Source organism: Streptomyces sp. O3, from assembly GCF_054788135.1.
In genome coordinates this window covers 21,264-37,908 of sequence record NZ_JBTVYK010000004.1, presented here as the reverse complement: position 1 = coordinate 37,908, position 16,645 = coordinate 21,264, and the positions used below count along the sequence as shown (strand labels likewise).

16 protein-coding genes are annotated in these 16,645 nt (G+C 64.1%); all 16 read right to left on the bottom strand.

Annotation, left to right across the window (positions count from 1 at the left end):
* Positions 1 to 76: 76 nt before the first annotated feature.
* Entirely contained in the window at positions 77 to 331 is a 255-nt protein-coding gene (locus ACX6XY_RS03540) for a hypothetical protein (protein WP_460326197.1), read from the bottom strand.
* 305 nt (positions 332 to 636) lie between these two features.
* Positions 637 to 1,452, bottom strand: coding sequence for an RNA polymerase sigma factor (locus ACX6XY_RS03535; protein WP_460326195.1), 816 nt, complete (start codon positions 1,450 to 1,452; stop codon positions 637 to 639).
* A gap of 402 nt (positions 1,453 to 1,854) precedes the next feature.
* A complete protein-coding gene (locus ACX6XY_RS03530) occupies positions 1,855 to 3,711 on the bottom strand; it encodes a DNA polymerase (protein ID WP_460326193.1) in 1,857 nt (618 codons plus the stop codon).
* Between the two features lie 73 nt (positions 3,712 to 3,784).
* Complete coding sequence (locus ACX6XY_RS03525) at positions 3,785 to 6,217, bottom strand: phage/plasmid primase, P4 family (protein ID WP_460326191.1); 2,433 nt, start codon at positions 6,215 to 6,217, stop codon at positions 3,785 to 3,787.
* A 139-nt stretch (positions 6,218 to 6,356) separates the two neighbouring features.
* A complete protein-coding gene (locus ACX6XY_RS03520; protein WP_460326189.1) occupies positions 6,357 to 6,866 on the bottom strand; it encodes a hypothetical protein in 510 nt (169 codons plus the stop codon).
* Between the two features lie 389 nt (positions 6,867 to 7,255).
* Positions 7,256 to 7,441: a hypothetical protein gene (locus ACX6XY_RS03515; RefSeq protein ID WP_460326187.1), complete on the bottom strand. Its 186-nt coding sequence runs from the start codon at positions 7,439 to 7,441 to the stop codon at positions 7,256 to 7,258.
* A 269-nt stretch (positions 7,442 to 7,710) separates the two neighbouring features.
* Positions 7,711 to 8,424 (bottom strand): recombination directionality factor, encoded by a 714-nt coding sequence (locus ACX6XY_RS03510; RefSeq protein ID WP_460326185.1) that lies wholly within the window; start codon positions 8,422 to 8,424, stop codon positions 7,711 to 7,713.
* Positions 8,425 to 8,561: 137 nt separating this feature from the next.
* Positions 8,562 to 9,236: a BRO-N domain-containing protein gene (locus tag ACX6XY_RS03505; protein ID WP_460326183.1), complete on the bottom strand. Its 675-nt coding sequence runs from the start codon at positions 9,234 to 9,236 to the stop codon at positions 8,562 to 8,564.
* Positions 9,237 to 9,294: 58 nt separating this feature from the next.
* Positions 9,295 to 10,134: a hypothetical protein gene (locus tag ACX6XY_RS03500; protein ID WP_460326181.1), complete on the bottom strand. Its 840-nt coding sequence runs from the start codon at positions 10,132 to 10,134 to the stop codon at positions 9,295 to 9,297.
* A 292-nt stretch (positions 10,135 to 10,426) separates the two neighbouring features.
* Positions 10,427 to 11,812 carry a hypothetical protein gene (locus ACX6XY_RS03495; protein WP_460326179.1) on the bottom strand — a complete coding sequence of 462 codons (1,386 nt, stop codon included), beginning with the start codon at positions 11,810 to 11,812 and terminating at the stop codon, positions 10,427 to 10,429.
* A 178-nt stretch (positions 11,813 to 11,990) separates the two neighbouring features.
* Complete coding sequence (locus ACX6XY_RS03490) at positions 11,991 to 12,554, bottom strand: deoxynucleotide monophosphate kinase family protein (RefSeq protein ID WP_460326177.1); 564 nt, start codon at positions 12,552 to 12,554, stop codon at positions 11,991 to 11,993.
* A 61-nt stretch (positions 12,555 to 12,615) separates the two neighbouring features.
* Positions 12,616 to 12,834, bottom strand: a complete 219-nt coding sequence (locus tag ACX6XY_RS03485; RefSeq protein ID WP_460326175.1) for a hypothetical protein — start codon at positions 12,832 to 12,834, stop codon at positions 12,616 to 12,618.
* Between the two features lie 105 nt (positions 12,835 to 12,939).
* Positions 12,940 to 13,860, bottom strand: coding sequence for a peptidoglycan-binding protein (locus ACX6XY_RS03480; RefSeq protein WP_460326173.1), 921 nt, complete (start codon positions 13,858 to 13,860; stop codon positions 12,940 to 12,942).
* An 82-nt stretch (positions 13,861 to 13,942) separates the two neighbouring features.
* Positions 13,943 to 15,514 carry a hypothetical protein gene (locus tag ACX6XY_RS03475; protein WP_460326171.1) on the bottom strand — a complete coding sequence of 524 codons (1,572 nt, stop codon included), beginning with the start codon at positions 15,512 to 15,514 and terminating at the stop codon, positions 13,943 to 13,945.
* A 66-nt stretch (positions 15,515 to 15,580) separates the two neighbouring features.
* Positions 15,581 to 15,823: a hypothetical protein gene (locus tag ACX6XY_RS03470; protein WP_460326169.1), complete on the bottom strand. Its 243-nt coding sequence runs from the start codon at positions 15,821 to 15,823 to the stop codon at positions 15,581 to 15,583.
* Between the two features lie 11 nt (positions 15,824 to 15,834).
* Complete coding sequence (locus ACX6XY_RS03465; RefSeq protein ID WP_460326167.1) at positions 15,835 to 16,641, bottom strand: hypothetical protein; 807 nt, start codon at positions 16,639 to 16,641, stop codon at positions 15,835 to 15,837.
* Between the last annotated feature and the right edge of the window lie 4 nt (positions 16,642 to 16,645).

Below are 16,645 nucleotides of genomic sequence, written 5' to 3'. Positions count from 1 at the left end.
CCCCCGGACTCAATAGCCTTGCTGCGCCCTGCCCCTTGCTGCGCCCCCAAGGGCAGTGACTCACGTGAGTCACTGCCTACCACGATGCGACCCGCTCACCCGTACGGAGTGTGGCCGTACGCAACGGCGAGCGGTCCGGGGTCTCTATGGCCTTCGCGGCGTCAATGAGCCACGCGGCAAGGTTGCGTGCCTCAACCGGGGTGAGCTTGGCGCGATCCCCCGGCACGGCCAGGCTCAGCGTGCCGCGTTCTTTGTCGTTGTGCCACGCGATGACGCGTCCTCCGTTGCGTGCGGCAAGAGTGGCCTTCGTCTCTCGGGTTACGTTCAGCACTGGGGTTCTCCTGTCAGTGGTCTAATGCTTCAGGCCAAACCGCGCATAGACGCGTCGCCAGTATGCTTCGCTCGCCGCCTTCGCTGCGCGGGATTTGCGTTCACGGAATCGTGCGTAACCAGCCTTTGTGACTTCCCATTCGTCCGGGCAGTCTTGCTCGCTGAGTGGGACGAACAAGCCGAACTCGTCCCACCAGAACCTTGCCTTCCGCCACTCTTCGCGCCGACTGCTAGTCATTTGAACGTCAATTAGGGCAGTGGCGTACATCAGGCGTCTAGGGTCGGCCCCTGAAAGGTCAGCAGGGATCACGCGGCGGCCGTCCAGAGTTCAGCGAACCGGACCTTGCCTTTGTTGCGGGCTACCTTGACCCGGTAGCGCGGTATTCCGTAGTCGGCCGAAAGGTCGTCGTCGTATTCGGTGCCGTAGTAGCCGACTGGTTCGATTCCAGCGAGTGCCATGAGTACGGTTCGCTGCTGGTCGCCCATCTGATTGAGGGTGCCGTGAACCTTCTCGGTGGTGTTCTTGCGGCGGGCTCGCGCATAGTCGGACGGTTCGAGAAGGTCGGCCGGTACTCCGGATTCCTCAACAAGGTTCATCAATGTGACTTCGGCGTCGTAGCCGTCCGAGTACGCCCCGGCGTGCTTCACGGGGGCATCTAGGTACTCAATCCCCTGATAGCTCATGCGGGCGGCGTACGCCATTTCCTCACTCATGCGCCGGTCGCCCATGGCTTCCTTCGTGGCTGCCAGGAATTCCGCTTCGTACGGGTCCCCCGCTGCTATGGACAGTGCCCGTTCAAAGTCGGCAGCGACGGAGCGCGATACGCCTTGCCTGGTCTGTTCTTTGCGGGTGTCGCTCATGACCCCTTTGAGGGTCTGGTCTATGTAGGTGAAGAACTCCGCAACCGTGGTGCCTTTGAAGCGGCTCAGCGCTTCCCATACGGCTATGCGTCCGGTCTGGGCAAGGTCTTCGGCAAGGTCCTGGTCCGTCCGGCCGGAACCGGTGGCGTATCGCCATGAGAGTTGCTGTACGCGCTCTTCCGTGGCTTTGACGACTGCTGTGACGGCCTCAAGGTCGTTGTCCTGAGCCGCTGCAATCTGAGCTTCGGAAAGGTCGATCATTAGGAGTGCTCCGCGTGTTCCGTGGGTGCTTGCACTCCTTGGGGAGCGCAAGGGTTTCCCGGAACGGGGGCAGAGCGCGCGAAGTCCTAAGTGACCTCAAGTCACCGAAGCGTCTGGACGTGCGGGGGCATGGCAAAGCCCCGTCCGGGATCGCTCGAACGGGGCTTGCGCATTGCCTTCGTCGTTGCGTTGGCGATGAACCTAGGCAGCGAAACGGACAGCAACAACGGCGTTTGTGGTGGGGTAGACCGTTGGTCTTTTGGTTAGTTGTAGAGAGTTCCGAAGGCGAGACCAGGACTCGTCAGCGGGTAGTACAAGGGCCGTTGAGTCTCCTCACTGAGAAGGAGTCAGGTAACGGGAAGGTAACGGGGCCAGTGACTCACGTGAGTCACTGGCCACCTGTCAGAAGTCCGCCCCGTACAGAGACCCCCATGACCGGCCCCCCACGTCCGCCTTGCTGACGATGGGCACGCCGAAGAGGTCAAACGTCATGGCCTTCTCAAACTCCCGCGCGAACTCTTCCGCCTCGCGCGCCGGTACCGACGCGAGGATTTCGTCATGGATTGGCAAGCGCGCAGCGTCGAGAAGACCGGCACTCTCGGCGTTGAGTAGGGCTTGCCCGAGCAAGTCCCTTGCCGCTGACTGGCATTGGTAGTTCACGACGGCATAGGCCCTGTCGCGATCCAGAGGCATCCGCCTGCCGGTGGCGGACACGGTGACCATTCCGGTTGCCCGCGCTTCCCGCTGCCAGCGTGCCGACGCTCGCCGGATCTCCGGGAACGTCCGGTCATACGCGTTGACCGCTCGCCTGATCTCTTCCTCGCTGGCACCGGTCTGCCGGGCGAGCGTTGAAATGCCGCCCCCGTAGACCTTTCCGAATCCCGCCCCCTTGAAGAGCTTTCGGTCTCTGACCGTGGCCCCTTCACCCTTGATGAGCTGAGCTGTAAACATGTGGATGTCGAAATCAGAGCTGCCGGACTGAAAGCCGTCTTTCATCCGGCGCACGTCAGCGAGCGCGGCAAGTACGCGCATTTCGACGGCCTGAAAGTCGGTGCTCACCATGACGTGACCTTCGTCAGCGAGAAGGCAACGCCGGATCATCTGGTCAGACGACGGGAGGGTTTGAAGCGCCGGGCGCGTGATACTCATACGTCCCGTGCGGGCCGCGAGAGACTGAACATTCGGGTGGACCCTGCCGCCCCGGTCAACGGTCTCTAGAAACGTCTGAGCGTACGCTGAGCGCCATTTCCCGGCCCGCTTGCTGCGGAGTACCGCAAGGGCGAGAGGGTTCGGCGTACGGACGCCTAGGGGCTTCCATTGCAAGTCCATGTCCGCGAGCGCGAGCAGTACGGCCTTGTCGACCTTGAGCGCTCCCCCGGCCGTGCGCTCCGTCAGTGTCTCGCCCATACCAATGAGCGCTTCGGATATCTGCCGGTTGGAGTTGACGGAGTCGACGCCGTACCGGGCGGCCTGGTCGGCGTTCTCGCGGGCATCCTCGCTGAGTGCCGAATCAAGCTCACGCGTGAACTCTTCGTCAAGGACCATGCCCTTGCGCTGCATGTGAGCGCAGATACGCGCAATTTCGTGTTCGTACTCAACCAGCCGTTCGCGTACCTCTAGGCGCGTCAGCGCGTCCGTCAGGCACGGTTCAAGCCGGGCAGTCAAGATGACGTCCAAGCCCGCGTACAAGTTGTAAGTGGGGTGGTCTAGGTCGATCTGGGCAAAGCCGTTCGCCTTCGTGAGCCCCAGAGACCGGAAGACGCTTGTGAGGTCTCCCTGAGTGTCCGGGGCCGTCCGGTCCACGTAGTACGCCGACAAAGGCTTGAGGCCCGTCCCAATGCCGCCTTCCTGCGGCTGGCGGGGGTCGACCAAAGCCGCCATGACTTTGGTGTCCCGTGTCCGGGGCGCTAGATCCTCAAGCGGTATGCCCGCGTGCTGGTCCAGGACGAGCCAGTCAAAGGCAGCGTTGTGAATATGGAACCGGCGAGCCTTCGTCAGCACTTGAAGAGCGGCACGGCGGAACTCGCCCCCGCGCTCCCAGTGAATGACCCATGCGTCATGCGCGTCGCCAAACTGAACGGTGCGCAAGCGGTACCCGTCGCTGAACACGTCAAGACCAGTGGTCTCCGTGTCCAGCGCGATCGGCCCCCGCTCGTTCGCGCGCTGAGCCCAGTTCACGAACGTGTCAAGCTCTTCGCGGGTTGCCGGTACGTGCACGGTCACCGTGTCACCGGCAACCGGGTGTCGATAGTTGAGCACTTGCGGTCTCTCCCAACGCAAGAACCCCAGTGACTCACGTGAGTCACTGGGGTCAACGGGTGTGCGGGTGCGGCTACTTGGCGAAGATGCCGGGGCCTTCGGCAGGTGGCGCGGCGGGCTCACGCACGCCAATCAGGGCAATACCTGTGCGGGTCTTCATGCGTGTCACGCCTCGCTCTTCCATCGCTTCGTAGAAGGCGCGGCGGGTCCAGCGTTCTTTGGCGGGTAGGTTCTCTACCTCGCACCAGTCCAAGTACCGGTTGAACGCTTCGGTTCCGTTCATCGCGTGCGAGTCGTCGCACGCCTCAAGGACTCCGGGAAAGAAGCCCGCCAACGCGTCCGACGTTTCGCGGTACTCCTTGCTGGCACGCGTGATGACGGCAGGGTCTTTGAGTCCGTCGCGGTACCACTCGACGGCCCCCCGCACGGCCCAAGCGGCAATGCCTTCGGCTTCCTGCATCAGCTTCGAGTCAAGGTCGTAGTCCCGCTCGTGCGGAGCGAACCAGCGCTTGAAAGGGAGCATCTTGATCCGTCGCCAAAGCCCCTCATCCTGGCCACGAAACCGGGGTTTGTGGTTGGTGGCGAGCATGAGAAGGAACGTCGGCTTGAACTCGAAGAACTCATGCCGCAGGAACCGGGCGCTGATCATGTCCTTACCGGTGACCCGCTTGAGTACGGCCTCACTCATGGGTTTGCCGGACTCGCCTTCGGACGCCATGACCAGACGTGCCGCCCGCAGCGCGGCAACATCGTTGGGGATGCCGCCCGACGGCTTCTCTTCAAACGTCGCGAACGGTGTCGTCTTGCTGATACTGCGGAAGACGGCCGTAAGGGTGTCGGTCAGGACGCTCTTACCGTTCGCCCCTTTCCCCCACAAGACGCAGAAGCACTGTTCTGCCGTGCTGCCGGTAATGCCGTAACCAATGAGCCGTTGCACGTAGCCAGGCAAGTCGGGGTTACCGGGGAAGATTTCCGCAAGGAACTGTTCCCAGCGTGGGCATTCGGCTTGCGGGTTGAAGTTGAGGTCAAGCCGGTACGTCAGCATGTCCCCCTTGTCGTGAGGACGCATTCGGCCCGTGCGAAGGTCCACGGTGCCGTTCTTGAAGCTCAACAGGTCCGGCCGGTTGTCGAACTCCGACGCGTCCACGTGCACGGTCGGAACGCTGCGAAGCTCCGTCATCAGGGCGTGAATCCGCGAAGTCATCGTGAAGCCGCGCGCCTTCTGAGTTTCCCCGGACAGAACCAGCGCGGCCCCCATGCGGTGAATCTCCTGACGAACCTTGACTTCTGAGCGCTCCCATATATGGCCGTTCCACACGTAGAAGCCCAGCCCCGGCGCGAACTTGATGCGGCCCCCGCACCACGCAACCAGTGCATGAGCGTTCATGGCGTCGCTCTCGCCGTACCGGTTGATGAGTCCGGCAAGGATGCGTGCCGCCTCTGCGCCCTGGTCACGGGACACCGCGTCAGCGCCGGTCCGGTCGGTCAGCTCTGCCGAGACCGCTTCGGCTTTGGCTTCCGCTGAGTCCAGCGCCGGGCGCGCGAGCCTAACCGCCCGGTGCAGCTCGTAGGGGAAGCGGTCAGGGTCGCGCGTACGCCAGTCCGTCAGGTCTTCCCCGGCGTGGGGCACGGCCAGGACGTGAACGGCAACGCCGTGGTCGGCCAGTCCTTCGGCAAGGCGCTGAGAGAAGCCCCGCCCGGCAGCGTCGTTGTCACCGGCCACGATGACGTGCGAGCCCTTGAGCCCGGCAGCGAGTTCGGCCGCAAGGTCCGGGCTGCTGGCGAGCGACGCGCCCCGCACGGCAACGGCGTCATAGCCCACGGCAACGGCTGTGAGCGCGTCTCCCGGCCCCTCAGTGACCAGGGTGACCCCGTAGCCACCCTGCCCCCGGAAAACGCCGTACGGTGCCCAGCGCTGCCCTTCGGGGTTGCGGAGCGAGACCCAGCGACCAGGGCATGCCCCGCTCAGGTCGCGCCCCTGCAAGCCACGGGCGATCCCTGCGAAGTCGAGAAGGGGCACGGTCAGCCGGGGGTACCTGGTGAACGCCCGTGGCCGGTAAGGGAAGTTGGGGGCGCTGAAACCGTCGTCAGCGCCAAGGGACAAGTCACGGGCTGTGTCGTCGTCGATGCCGAAGCGTTCGGCAGCGTAGGCAAGCGCGTCGGCACCGACCTGAGACACGGGGTCGTGCAGCCACGCTGCGGACCGGTCAACGTACATGGCAAGTGCGGCCGTTGGTCCGGGTCCGACCAGTGCGGGCCGCTCGCGCGGCACGGTCGCGCCGGGGCCGGTGGCGTTGAACAGGTCGGACCACGTGAGGTTTGCCGCCTTGACCACGCTCTCAGTGGGGCAGCCTGCCCGGCAGGTGATCCGCACCTTGTCATCGTCGCCCCGCCAGATACGGAGGGACGGGCGCGAATCCTGGTGTGCCGGGCACACGGCCAGATATCCCGCGTCCGCCTCTTCGGTCACGTCTGCGAACCGGGCGAGCACGTCAGCGAACTTCATAGGTTGTCGCTCCCTTCGTCACTAACTCAGGGAGCGCAGAGGTTTCCCGCCGCCCGCCGTAACGCTGCGTACTTACCGCGGCGCCCGGCATGTCCGTTTCACCCCCGTACGCCAGGTGCCGGCGAGGCCGCGGAATTCACTATGTGTGACGAATGGCGCGTACGTCCCCCAGCAGCCGCGCGAAGTGCTCAAGCTCCGTCGTCACGTACCACTTCCCCGTGTCCAGCCCCCGCAGCGAAGCGGCGAACGCGTACCGCTCCGCAAACATGCGGGACGGCAACCCCAGCGCGAGCCGCACACGCGTCCACGTGCGGACACTGAAATGCACCTTGCCGCGACGGACGTTCAACCGGGGCACCTTGACCACCGCGACCCCATAGGGGAAGCCCGCGTTTACTGCCTCAACTTCCGCTTGCCGCAGGAAGGTTGGCACTGCCGGGCGCTTCACGTTCTTGGCCTCAAGGACGAACGGCACGGCGTGCACGTCGCCTACGTCGGCCGACCCTTCCTGAGCGGGTCGCCGGACGTTGCAAGCGTCATACGGGTCAAGGAACTTGCCGTATTCGTCCACCTGCCCTAGCGCTTTGTTGAGGTAGTTGCGCACGTCCGATTCCCACTGTGTCCCCTTGGCTTTGTTGGGGTTAGCCACGCAGCCACCGCCAGAGCGCCCGGACCAGCAACTCAACGGCCCAACCGATCACGTACAGGACCAGCACGGCGAGCGCGAGCCACAGAACGCATATCGCCCCTACCAGAATCCAGAACCCCATTACCGCACCCACCTAACGTCAGCGCCGCGCGAGACGGCCCCGCCGATCGCGTCGATATACCTAGACCAGTCGGGCCGCTTCTCGACCCCCGGCGCGAGCCGCACCGTGTCACCGCTCCTCATTTGCCGCACATCCCCCAGCGCTGGGGCAGTGCCAGCCGTCAACCTTTCGTCCATGCCACCCCTTCCGCAGTGACTCACGTGAGTCACTGCCAACAAGAAAGGGCCGGACGGCCCGCAGTGGGTACCGTCCGGCCCTGGCGTCCGTGTCAGTCGTCGTCGCCCGTGGCGTTGGCCATGATGAGCCGCGCGTGTTCCGCGCTGATCCATTCGGCGCGCATGGTTCGGCGCTTCGTGAAGCCGGATTCCGTACCAGTCGGCTGAACCTTGAGCATGGGGCGAAGTCGGCCCCCCTCAAGAACGGCCGTCACCTTCTCAACGATCGCGTCGGACACGCGTACGCGGTTCCCCTGCCGGGCCGCGTAGTTGATGAGGTCACCGGGGTATATCTCTTCCCCTGCATAGTCCGTAACAACGCCCCTCTTAGCCAATGTCCAGCCCTTCGTCATCGTTCACGCCGAAGCGCCTTCGGCGCTCATGGATAACCGCCTTGCGCGCTTCGGGCGGGAACCCCCAAAGGGGCGACGCAACGGTTTCGTCGGTCGCCCCCTTAAGTGCGCGTGCCCAGTTGTACGGGGCATCCTGGTCTAGCTTCGTCACGGGCTTACCGCTCATCCGCGATGGCGTCGTTGTACGACTTGAGCACCTTGATTACGGGCTTGTAGTAGCTGACGCTCAGCCCCTTGTTCTTGCCCTTCTTGATGGTGTACTCCACAAGCTCAAGGGTCAGTTCAGCGAGCGCGGGGCCGTCGATGGCAGAAAGATCGTTCTCGTATTCGTGGAGAACACTTGCCATGACCCAACTACCGGACTGGAACTTGAACTTGCCAAGCTCCGGGTCATCAGCGAGACGGAACGTCACCGTGATAGAGGGGGACGGCCCTAGAAAGTCCTTCGCTGCCTGCTTCCGCTCCGCGAAGAGTTCCGGGCAGTGGCACGGCCGCCCGGCCTTCTCGTCCGGAGAAAGGAACGCGGAACCGTCACAGTGATGAACCAGCTTGTTTCGGTTCCAGAGCTTCAGGTCCGCGTAAATGGCCTTCGGGCCGTCCAGCACAATAGGCACGGTTTCACGGTCGGTGAAAACGTCAATGAAATTCTCGCCCGTGCTGTCCGTCTCGATGGGCTCGCCCCCGAAGAGCTGAGCGACGGCCTGAGCAACCACAGGATCACCCGTGGTGATCCGCCACTCCGAGAGCGCTTCAGGAAGGTTGTCCACCTGTCGCCCGGAGTGAAAGCGCCCCACGGTGTCATCGCTGAACGCCTGCTTGGGCTTGGGCTTGGCGTTCGGGTCGGTGTCGAAAATGGTCAGCAGCGCCATGCGGGCATCTCTCCAAATCGGGGATTGAAGAGGGGCGAACGGGAGAGGTTCCGGGGCAGTGACTCACGTGAGTCACTGCAACCCGCCCGCCTTCCGTCCGCCCCTTCTACTTGGCCTAGAGCGCAGCGGTTTCCCGCCTACGCGTAGACCCCCCGCAGGAACTCAGCACCGGCACGCGTCACGTGGACCGTCCCCGCCTGGTCAACGGTCAGGTATCCGCGCCGCCGCATCTCCTGAGTGGGTTTGTACTTGCGGCGACCCCCGCCGTCGTCCGCAATCAGGTACCGGTCTGCAACCATGACCGCCCGGAGAATCCCCACGGCGATACCCATTCCCTTCGCCACATCGGAAAGCAGGTACCCACCCCTGAATTCCTCCGCCGTGCGCCACGAGACCATAGGAGGGATCGCCTCACGCTGAAGGTAGGCAATCTGTTCCGTCAGCGCCGCAAGCTGTTCCGCCGTGGCGTCGTCACGTACGTATCCGCCCGTGTGCCGGATTGATGGCAGCACGGTTCCCGTTACCCAGCGCTTGAACTCCCGCGCGGCGGGAAGCTTGCTGCCGAAGATCAGCGCGTAGAGTCCGGATTCGTTGACCATTGCGCGCTGACGGCTTACGACTCTCGAACCCTCGCGAACCGCGAGGGTTGCCCGCGTCACATCCTCGGCATCTACGTGCTTTGTGATGGCATCACTTGGGTTGCTGTACCCCAGCACGCGCGCCACATCAGAAGCGACGAACCAAGGTTCTCCGTCGCGCGTCAGCGTGCGGACATCGGAGCCGTTGAACTCGAATACCTCAAGCGCGTTCATGTTTGCCTCTCGGGTGGTAGTTGGGCTTCTACCTCCCTGGGAGCGCAAGGGTTTCCTGTCACCGGGCACGGCGCTGAGTTCCTGTTGTGAGCTGCCCCACACTCTTCGCGATGGCGCGGCCAATGACTGTCCTGGAAACTTCGCGGTCCCACGTGAACACCTTCCTGAGTGCCAGGAAGAACGAGAACACGTCACGGTCAACGCGGACCGGCTTGAATGCCCACTGTTCGGGCGTGATGTGGAGTACGGCCGCCCCGTCGAATTCCGGCATGGGCTCTGACGTGCCGTCCGGCGCAATGATCCGGTCGGCGTGCGCGTAGGCACTCATCTGCAAGGCAACGTCGGGGTACGTGTCCTTGCTGGTTTTCCAGTCCGCCATAAGCAGGTGCGGAGTACCGGACCGGTCCGGGGTCGGCTTCCCGTCATCGTCCAGCCACACCGTGAGTACGGCATCAAAGGAACCGGCGTATCCGTGCTCATCCGACCACGCCACATCTTCCGCCCGCTCAAGGCGGGGGTTCACGGCGTCAAGGAAGTCAACGAAGTTCTTGCGGTAGGGCTCAAGGTCGGGGTGGACCCTGCCGACGTGCTCGCCCCGGATCAGCCGTTCAAAGAGGTCATGCGCGTCGCTGCCCACGTCGGCGCGCATCTTCGTGTACCTACGGCTTGCACCCTTGAGGTAGTCAACGGCCCCTTGCCGGTCGCGCTCTGCCATCTGTGCGACGAACGGCAGTGAGTCAACGGCGAGTTCGGCCGTCATCTTCGCGGCCCAGAACATCAGGAATGGCTTAGGCAGCATCCCGACCACGCTGGTAACGCCGGGCACCTTGATTTCCGGCCGCTCCGGGTGGACGTAGAAGCGACTGCCGCCGCGCTGGATTGTGCGTACGCGTCCCACGCGTACCCCCTTCGTGTAGGTGTCTGTCACCTACTGGGGAGCGCAAGGGTTTCCCGCGCGACCCGCGCTTACCGCTGCAAGGCTCTGAGCAGCCGTCTGCGGGCATGAGAGAGCCCCGCCCGACCACGGGGCCGGACGGGGCTAGAAGGCGCTCAGGTGGGCGCTCAGGGCTTCAAGGTGTCCCCGTTGCCGCCTCCCCCAGTGACTCACGTGAGTCACTGCCACCCCCAAGGGGAAGTTCCCGACCCTCGCTGTGCCGAGTCGGGGACTTCCCGTGTGGCCGGTTGGCCGGTCAGCTCTTCGCTTCCTTGCGGATATCGGCAATCGCGGAGATCAGCGCGTCAAGGATCTCTTCCCGCTCAACTTCGTCTTTGGTCTTCTTGGCGCTCTTCGCGATCCGGATGGCGCTCTTCTTGATCTTCTCGATAGCTTCGGTGGCCTTTTCCTTCCCGCTCTTCTCGCCGTCGGACAGTTCTTCCGCGAGCTGCTTTTCCGCGTCCTCCTTGCTCAGTTCACCCGCTTCAACCTTGGCGGCAAGTGCCTTCTGCTTGTCCTCAAGAGCCTTCTTCGCTTCGCGGGCTTCCTTGGCGATCTCGGCACGGGTGCGGAGTTCGTAGCCGTGGAACTTGGCGACCGCTTCGGACGGCTTGAGGTCCGGGTGAGCGTCCAAGGCGTGCTGCCAGTGCTTCGCCTCTTCCGGCGAGTGGTCCAGCGACTTGAGGTAACGGGCGCGCACGTCCACCATGGCGTTACGGGCGCTCTTCCGGATGCTGCCAATCTCAGCGCGGATCGCGTCGGCCGCTTCGTCTTCGCCCTCTTCGGGCAGGTTCTCAGTCAGCGAGTCGTACACCCGGCCGGAGAGTTGACGGCCCGCGTCAGTGTCCGCGTTCAGGTCAAGGACGCCGTCCACGGTCGTGATGCGGCGGCGGATGTCGAAGATGTATTCCGCGATCTCGTGGCCACCCTTGAACTTGTTGACCGCGAGTTCCTTGACCCGCTGACTTCCCTTAGCAACCAGCTTCTTGATCTCTTCGTCGGCTTCCGCCGCTTCGGTGCTGGTCTCTCGGGTGGCGATTTCCGCCCCCTTCGTGTCGCGCTCCTTCTCCGCCGCTTCGATCTTCTCGCCACGCTCCTTGCGGAGCTGAGCCTTGAGGGCAGCGACACCCTTGCCCTTGAGTACGCTGACAGCGGCTTCAATCTCCGCCTTGAGGGTTTCCGCCCCTTCGGCGTTGCCCTCAATGATCAGCGATGGCAGGCGCTCAATGCTCGCCCGGATCTCCTCAACCTGAGCGTCACGGGGGTCGGTCTTCTCGGCGGTCGCAGTCTGAGCCATTGCGGCATCTTCCTTCTTGTCGGTGGTGCCTTCGGAGCCCTCAACGGGCTTAACAACCTTCGCGGTGACAGTGCGGCCAAGACCAGGAATCTCAACCTCTTCATGCGCCACGGTCACGGGGCCGGTAGGAACAAGCGCGCTGCACTTCACGCACAGTTCAAGAGTCGCCTTCTGTTCGTGCGCAGCACCCCAGGACTTGAACGGGCTCTTGGCGCGGGTCGGGCAGTAGGGGGACCACTTGCCATCAACCAGACGAAGCGCGTGCGGCGTTCCCGAGTAGGCCCCGGTGCTACCAATGGTGACGTCCCCACGAACCTCACTCAGCTTGAGCTTGGCAGCCGCCATGTTCCCTACCCCTTTGGTCCCGGCCCCGCCCCGTGCGGTGCCTTGCGGGGCCAACAGTGGCACACGCGCACACGCGCACGCAAGGCAGTGACTCACGTGAGTCACTGCCTCAAACGCAAGAAAGCCCCCTACCTGCACCGATGCAGGCAAGGGGCTCTCAAGATTGGGTGACGTTCGTTCAGGTCAGCGCGTCGGCAAGGGAGTTGAGGTCATCGAGCGTACCGACGTTGGCAATGGACACGTCGGCCGGATGGCCGTCTAGCGCGGTCTCGCTCTCGTGCGAGTCGGCCCCACTGCTGACACCCGGACGGGTGACTCTCACCAGCTTGAAGCCGCGCGCCTTGAGCGCCGCAGCCTCGTTCGGATAGCGGCAGTCAGTCACCACCACGGGCAGGTTCCATGTGTCGGCCACGGCCACTTTGTCCAGCGCGAGACTGAGCCAGTGTCCGGCGTCATGCTCGCGCATGGACTGCCCGGCCCGCTGTAGCGTGCGGCGGACTTCCGGGAACTCATCCTTGGCGCGCTCCCATCCGATGCGCTGGACAACGGCGCTCAGTCGTGTTGGCAGGGGGCCGTACCCGGACGGCTCGTAGGCAACGATGGGGTCAAGGCTCAGGCTCATGTCTTTGAGCGGGTCAGCGAAGGCAACGCGGGTGTACGCGTGTCGGGTTACCAGCCGTGCGGCAACGGTGTCCTTCCCTGAGCGTGCGCGGCCAAGTAGGGCGATGTGCGGGTAGCCCATGGGGCTTGCCTCCCGTGGATAGCGGCTGTCCCTATCCACGGGAGCGCAAGGGTTTCCCTGGTTACGGCTTGCGGTGACGGGCGACGATTCCGGCCGTCTCAAGCGCGTCCAGGGTCTTGCCGTTCTCAACGCGCTGGACAGCTTCACCGGTACCGAGAACGGCCGCAGCAACACCCAGGATGAGAGCGGACGGAAGCGACGGCACGTAGTGCGCGAGTAGGGCGAGCACGGCGACCAGTACGGCGTAGAGGCGGGTTGCGTGGTCCTTGACGAAGGTCATGAGCGAATCTCCTTTAGGTTACTGTGCGTATGGATTCTGGGGCTCACCGGCCGCCCGAATGTCCGTTTCTTATGGATTCTTGCGGCCCGCGGGATGCACCCAGAGTTACGAACGGGGGACCTTCAGCGCGTCCCATGTGGTCTTGCCGGGCCAGCCGTCAGCGTCGGCACCCCGGTATCCCTGCCTGCGCTGCCACTTGGCGTACGACTGCCGGTCAGCGTCCGTCCACTGAGGACCAGGACCAGACCGGTACGCGGAACACCCCTCAGCCGCAAGGCGCTTGCCCATGGCCGTCACGATCGGACTCCGGGGGTACCGCTTGAACCAGGACGTTCCGGGGAACGGCTGGTATGCGGGCTTGGGCTTGCTGGTCTTGAGCCTCTGGCCCGGCTTGATCAGGTACGGGGCGCGAACGCCGTTGAGGTCAGCGAGCGTCCGCCACTTGACCCCAAGCCGGGAACCGATGGAAGAGAGCGTGTCGCCCCGCTTCACGGTGTACGTGCCGGACGCCCCGCCCCCGCCCGCCCCCTTGTCGGGCGCAAGCGCTCCGGACTTGACCAGGGCATACAGCGCCGGTCCGGGGCATGCGGTCGCGTATCCGTCGCGATGCCCCCTGACCTCCTTACCGGCACCATGGCGACGCAGATAGGCAATCGCGTCCTTGAGTCCGGCCACCTGGTCCGCCGTGGGGCTGTTGTGTCCGGAAGAGCCGACGAACGCGAGAACCGCAAAGTGACCCCGGTTCAGTGCCGTGTTCCCGTTCGCTGCGTTCTGCGCATTCTTGCCGCGCCCCTCAAACACGTATCCGTGCTCGCAGACGGCGAGGTTGTACGCGAAGTCGGCCCATCCGTTGCCGTCCATGTGTGAGCGCTGAAGTTTGCGCATGTACGCCGCGCACGTCGAATGGTCGTCCGTGTCGTACCGGGTGCCGAGATAGTGAATCTTGACGCCCCGGTTTCCGGGTACGGCCTTATGGCCGTTACGGGGCTTGCGTGCGCCCCACTGTGCGCGCGTGACGAACTTCATGGGGTTTGCCTCCTTGGGAAGTGAAAAGCTCCGCCCGGCGTGCTCGGCGGAGCGAGGGGGCAGTGACTCACGTGAGTCACTGCTAGAGCATGGCGAGCGCCATGATTGCCGGGTCTAGCCCGACTTCGCCCGTGGCCTGGTTGACGGTGGTCGGCAATGATGTCCGGCCGCTCGGAATGCACCAGTGCCGCTGAAAGGTGCTGCCGAGAAAGAAGTTTCCGGGGTTCGACGGGGCTTCGTTCTGTATGTGCATGTAATAGAAGTCAGTGGCCGATCCTGCGGATACCAGGAATGCGGCCCAGTACCGGCCCGGTTGCAGCGTGGCAGTTGCGGTCAGCGGAACCGGCACGGCCCCGATGTGGTTGTTCTTCGCGCCGGGGGCGGTGCCCGCGAGCTGACCGGCAGCGGGAAGGTTGGACACCTGACCGGAAGTCGCGACGCGCGAGCCCGCTTCGCTGTAGATGCCCGCGTAGAAGCGCGCTCCCGGAATGAGGTCTGAACCGCCCCAGCCACGGGCGAAGATGACCACGCGGTTTACCTGAGTCGCCTCTGTGATGTTGATACCGCACAGGTAGACGCGTCCGACCACGGCCGCCTTCGCGGACGGGTTGGCTACTGCGGCAGGGTCGACCGACCACGCCTGAAACCCCAGGCTTTGCGGAGTCCACGTGTTCGCCGCGCCACCGCTGATAGCCGGTAGCTGTGTGGCCGGTACCTTGCCCGAACCGTCCAGGGAGGCTACGCCGTTGGCGGCACCCCTAGCGGCAGACGGCACGGCGTCAACGAGGGGGAAGGAAGCCCCGTCGCTCTGCCGGACCTTGAGCGCTCCCCCCTCTGCCCACAAGACGGCCCCGGTGGGGTTGAGTGTCGGGGGTTCGGCCGCGTTGCCGAACGCCATGACTCCGCCTGAGCCACCGCCGAAGGATGCCCCAGCACCCCCAACGCGCGCATCGTTGAACGTGGCCGGTGCGGTAGCGATAAGCCCGGCATTCTTTTGGATTGCGGTGTAGAGCGTCTGGTCCGCGTTGGACGCCTTGAACACATCTGCGCTAGAGCCCGCATAGACGATGTGCAGCATTCCGTCCATGCGCGAATATCCGCCACTGTTGGCGACTGCTTCGACGTCGGCAGCGTTCAGCGTGATATCCGGGCCTAGCTTGCCGTTCACCGTGTTGACGTTGCCGTCTCCGGGGTCGCCCTTCGGGCCTTCGGGTCCGACTGGTCCGGCCGGTCCCACCGGCCCCGTAGGACCCTGTTCCCCCGTCTCGCCCTGGGGGCCGGGAACCGGTACCCAAGTGGGGGTGGTCGGGTCGGCAGGTGCGATATCCGCTAGGTCGACTTCCGGCACGCTGGCCGGTAGCAGCATGGAGAAGGTGCGGCCCCCGATGACGCCGGAAAGATTCTCCTTGACGACGTAGGACCAGCCGGAAGGGTTCATGTCCGGCGCATCGGTTGCCGGTAGGCGAACCTCAAAGCGGCCGTTCTCCGTGAGGTTCGCTACGACCGGACCGGCAACGAATACGTCGGACTGCGGGAAGGTGAGCAATGCGGGGGCGGAGAACGTGACCGTCCCGGTGAGAGGTCGGCCGTCCGGCCCCAGATACGTGCCGTGGACCACCACGGTTGGAATGCCTTCCGGAAGCGCAAGCGCCATACAGCCCCCTAGTGAGACAGAGCAGTGACTCACGTGAGTCACTGCTCTGCGAGTGTGCGTGTTCAGTTACCGGCTCAGGAGTTCAGCGATCTGAGAGCGAAGCTCCGCGTTCTCGCGCCGTAGTGCGCGGACCTCTTCGCGCAGACTGGCAAGCTCTTCCGACTGCCGTTCCGACTTGCTTCGGTAGGCTTCCGCCTCTTCCTTCCATGACGCTTCCATTCCCGCGCGGAACTTCCGCAGCGAGATAGCCAGAAAGACGAGAATGGGGATGGCGATTTCTGCCGCTCCGTAGAGTCGGGCGAAGTCCATGGGGTGATTCCTTACACACTGAAATACGGCTCTGTGATGTCCGGGTCACGACCCCAGGAAGCGCCGCTGTTCTTGACCCATGCCCAGCCCTTGGGGCTCGCTTCCGGAATTCGGTCCTGCGGCAGTCCGACGCAGTACTGCATGGAGCTGAGACTGTAAGAGCCGTAACGGTCGTTGTCGCTGGGCTGGTCGGGAATGGTCACGTACCCGACAAGTGAGCGGTTGTCCCCTGCCTGGTAGGTGACCCAGCGCCACCCGCCGTTGCCGTCGGAGATGGCAAAGGCACCTTCGGTGTCAGCGGGCTCGTCCTTCTCGCGCTTCCACATGCCGAACACTTGCAGTCGGTTTCGCTCGTAGGGCTCCGGGCCTGCCTTGTACCGGTGCTGTAGCTCGATGGTGTAAATGGTGGTGTCGTCGGCGTAGTCCCATCCGAAGGGAATGCCGTGCACCCAGCGCAGGACCACTGAGCCAACACGCCGTTCGGTCCGGCCTGTCAGGTTGAGGACGCTGGACGCGCTGACGATCTCTCGTTCTGCCTTGCCGGTATGCCGGAATGCCGCTAGCCGCACTTCGGCTTCCCGCTTACCGGTGTAAAGGAAGTCTGTAATGAACTTGCATTCCACACGGTCGAACGTGAGGCCCGTAGCATTCGCGATGCTCACGGATGACCAGACGTTCCCGCCGACAGCCGGTCGGCCCTGAGCGGCCCACTCGACGGCCGGATACCGGTCAAAGCTGTTGACGGGTGCTGGGGCTCGCTCAATGGCCGCTATGCGCCGCTTGAGTTCGGAGAGTTCGTTGACCAGGGACGGGGGCACGACG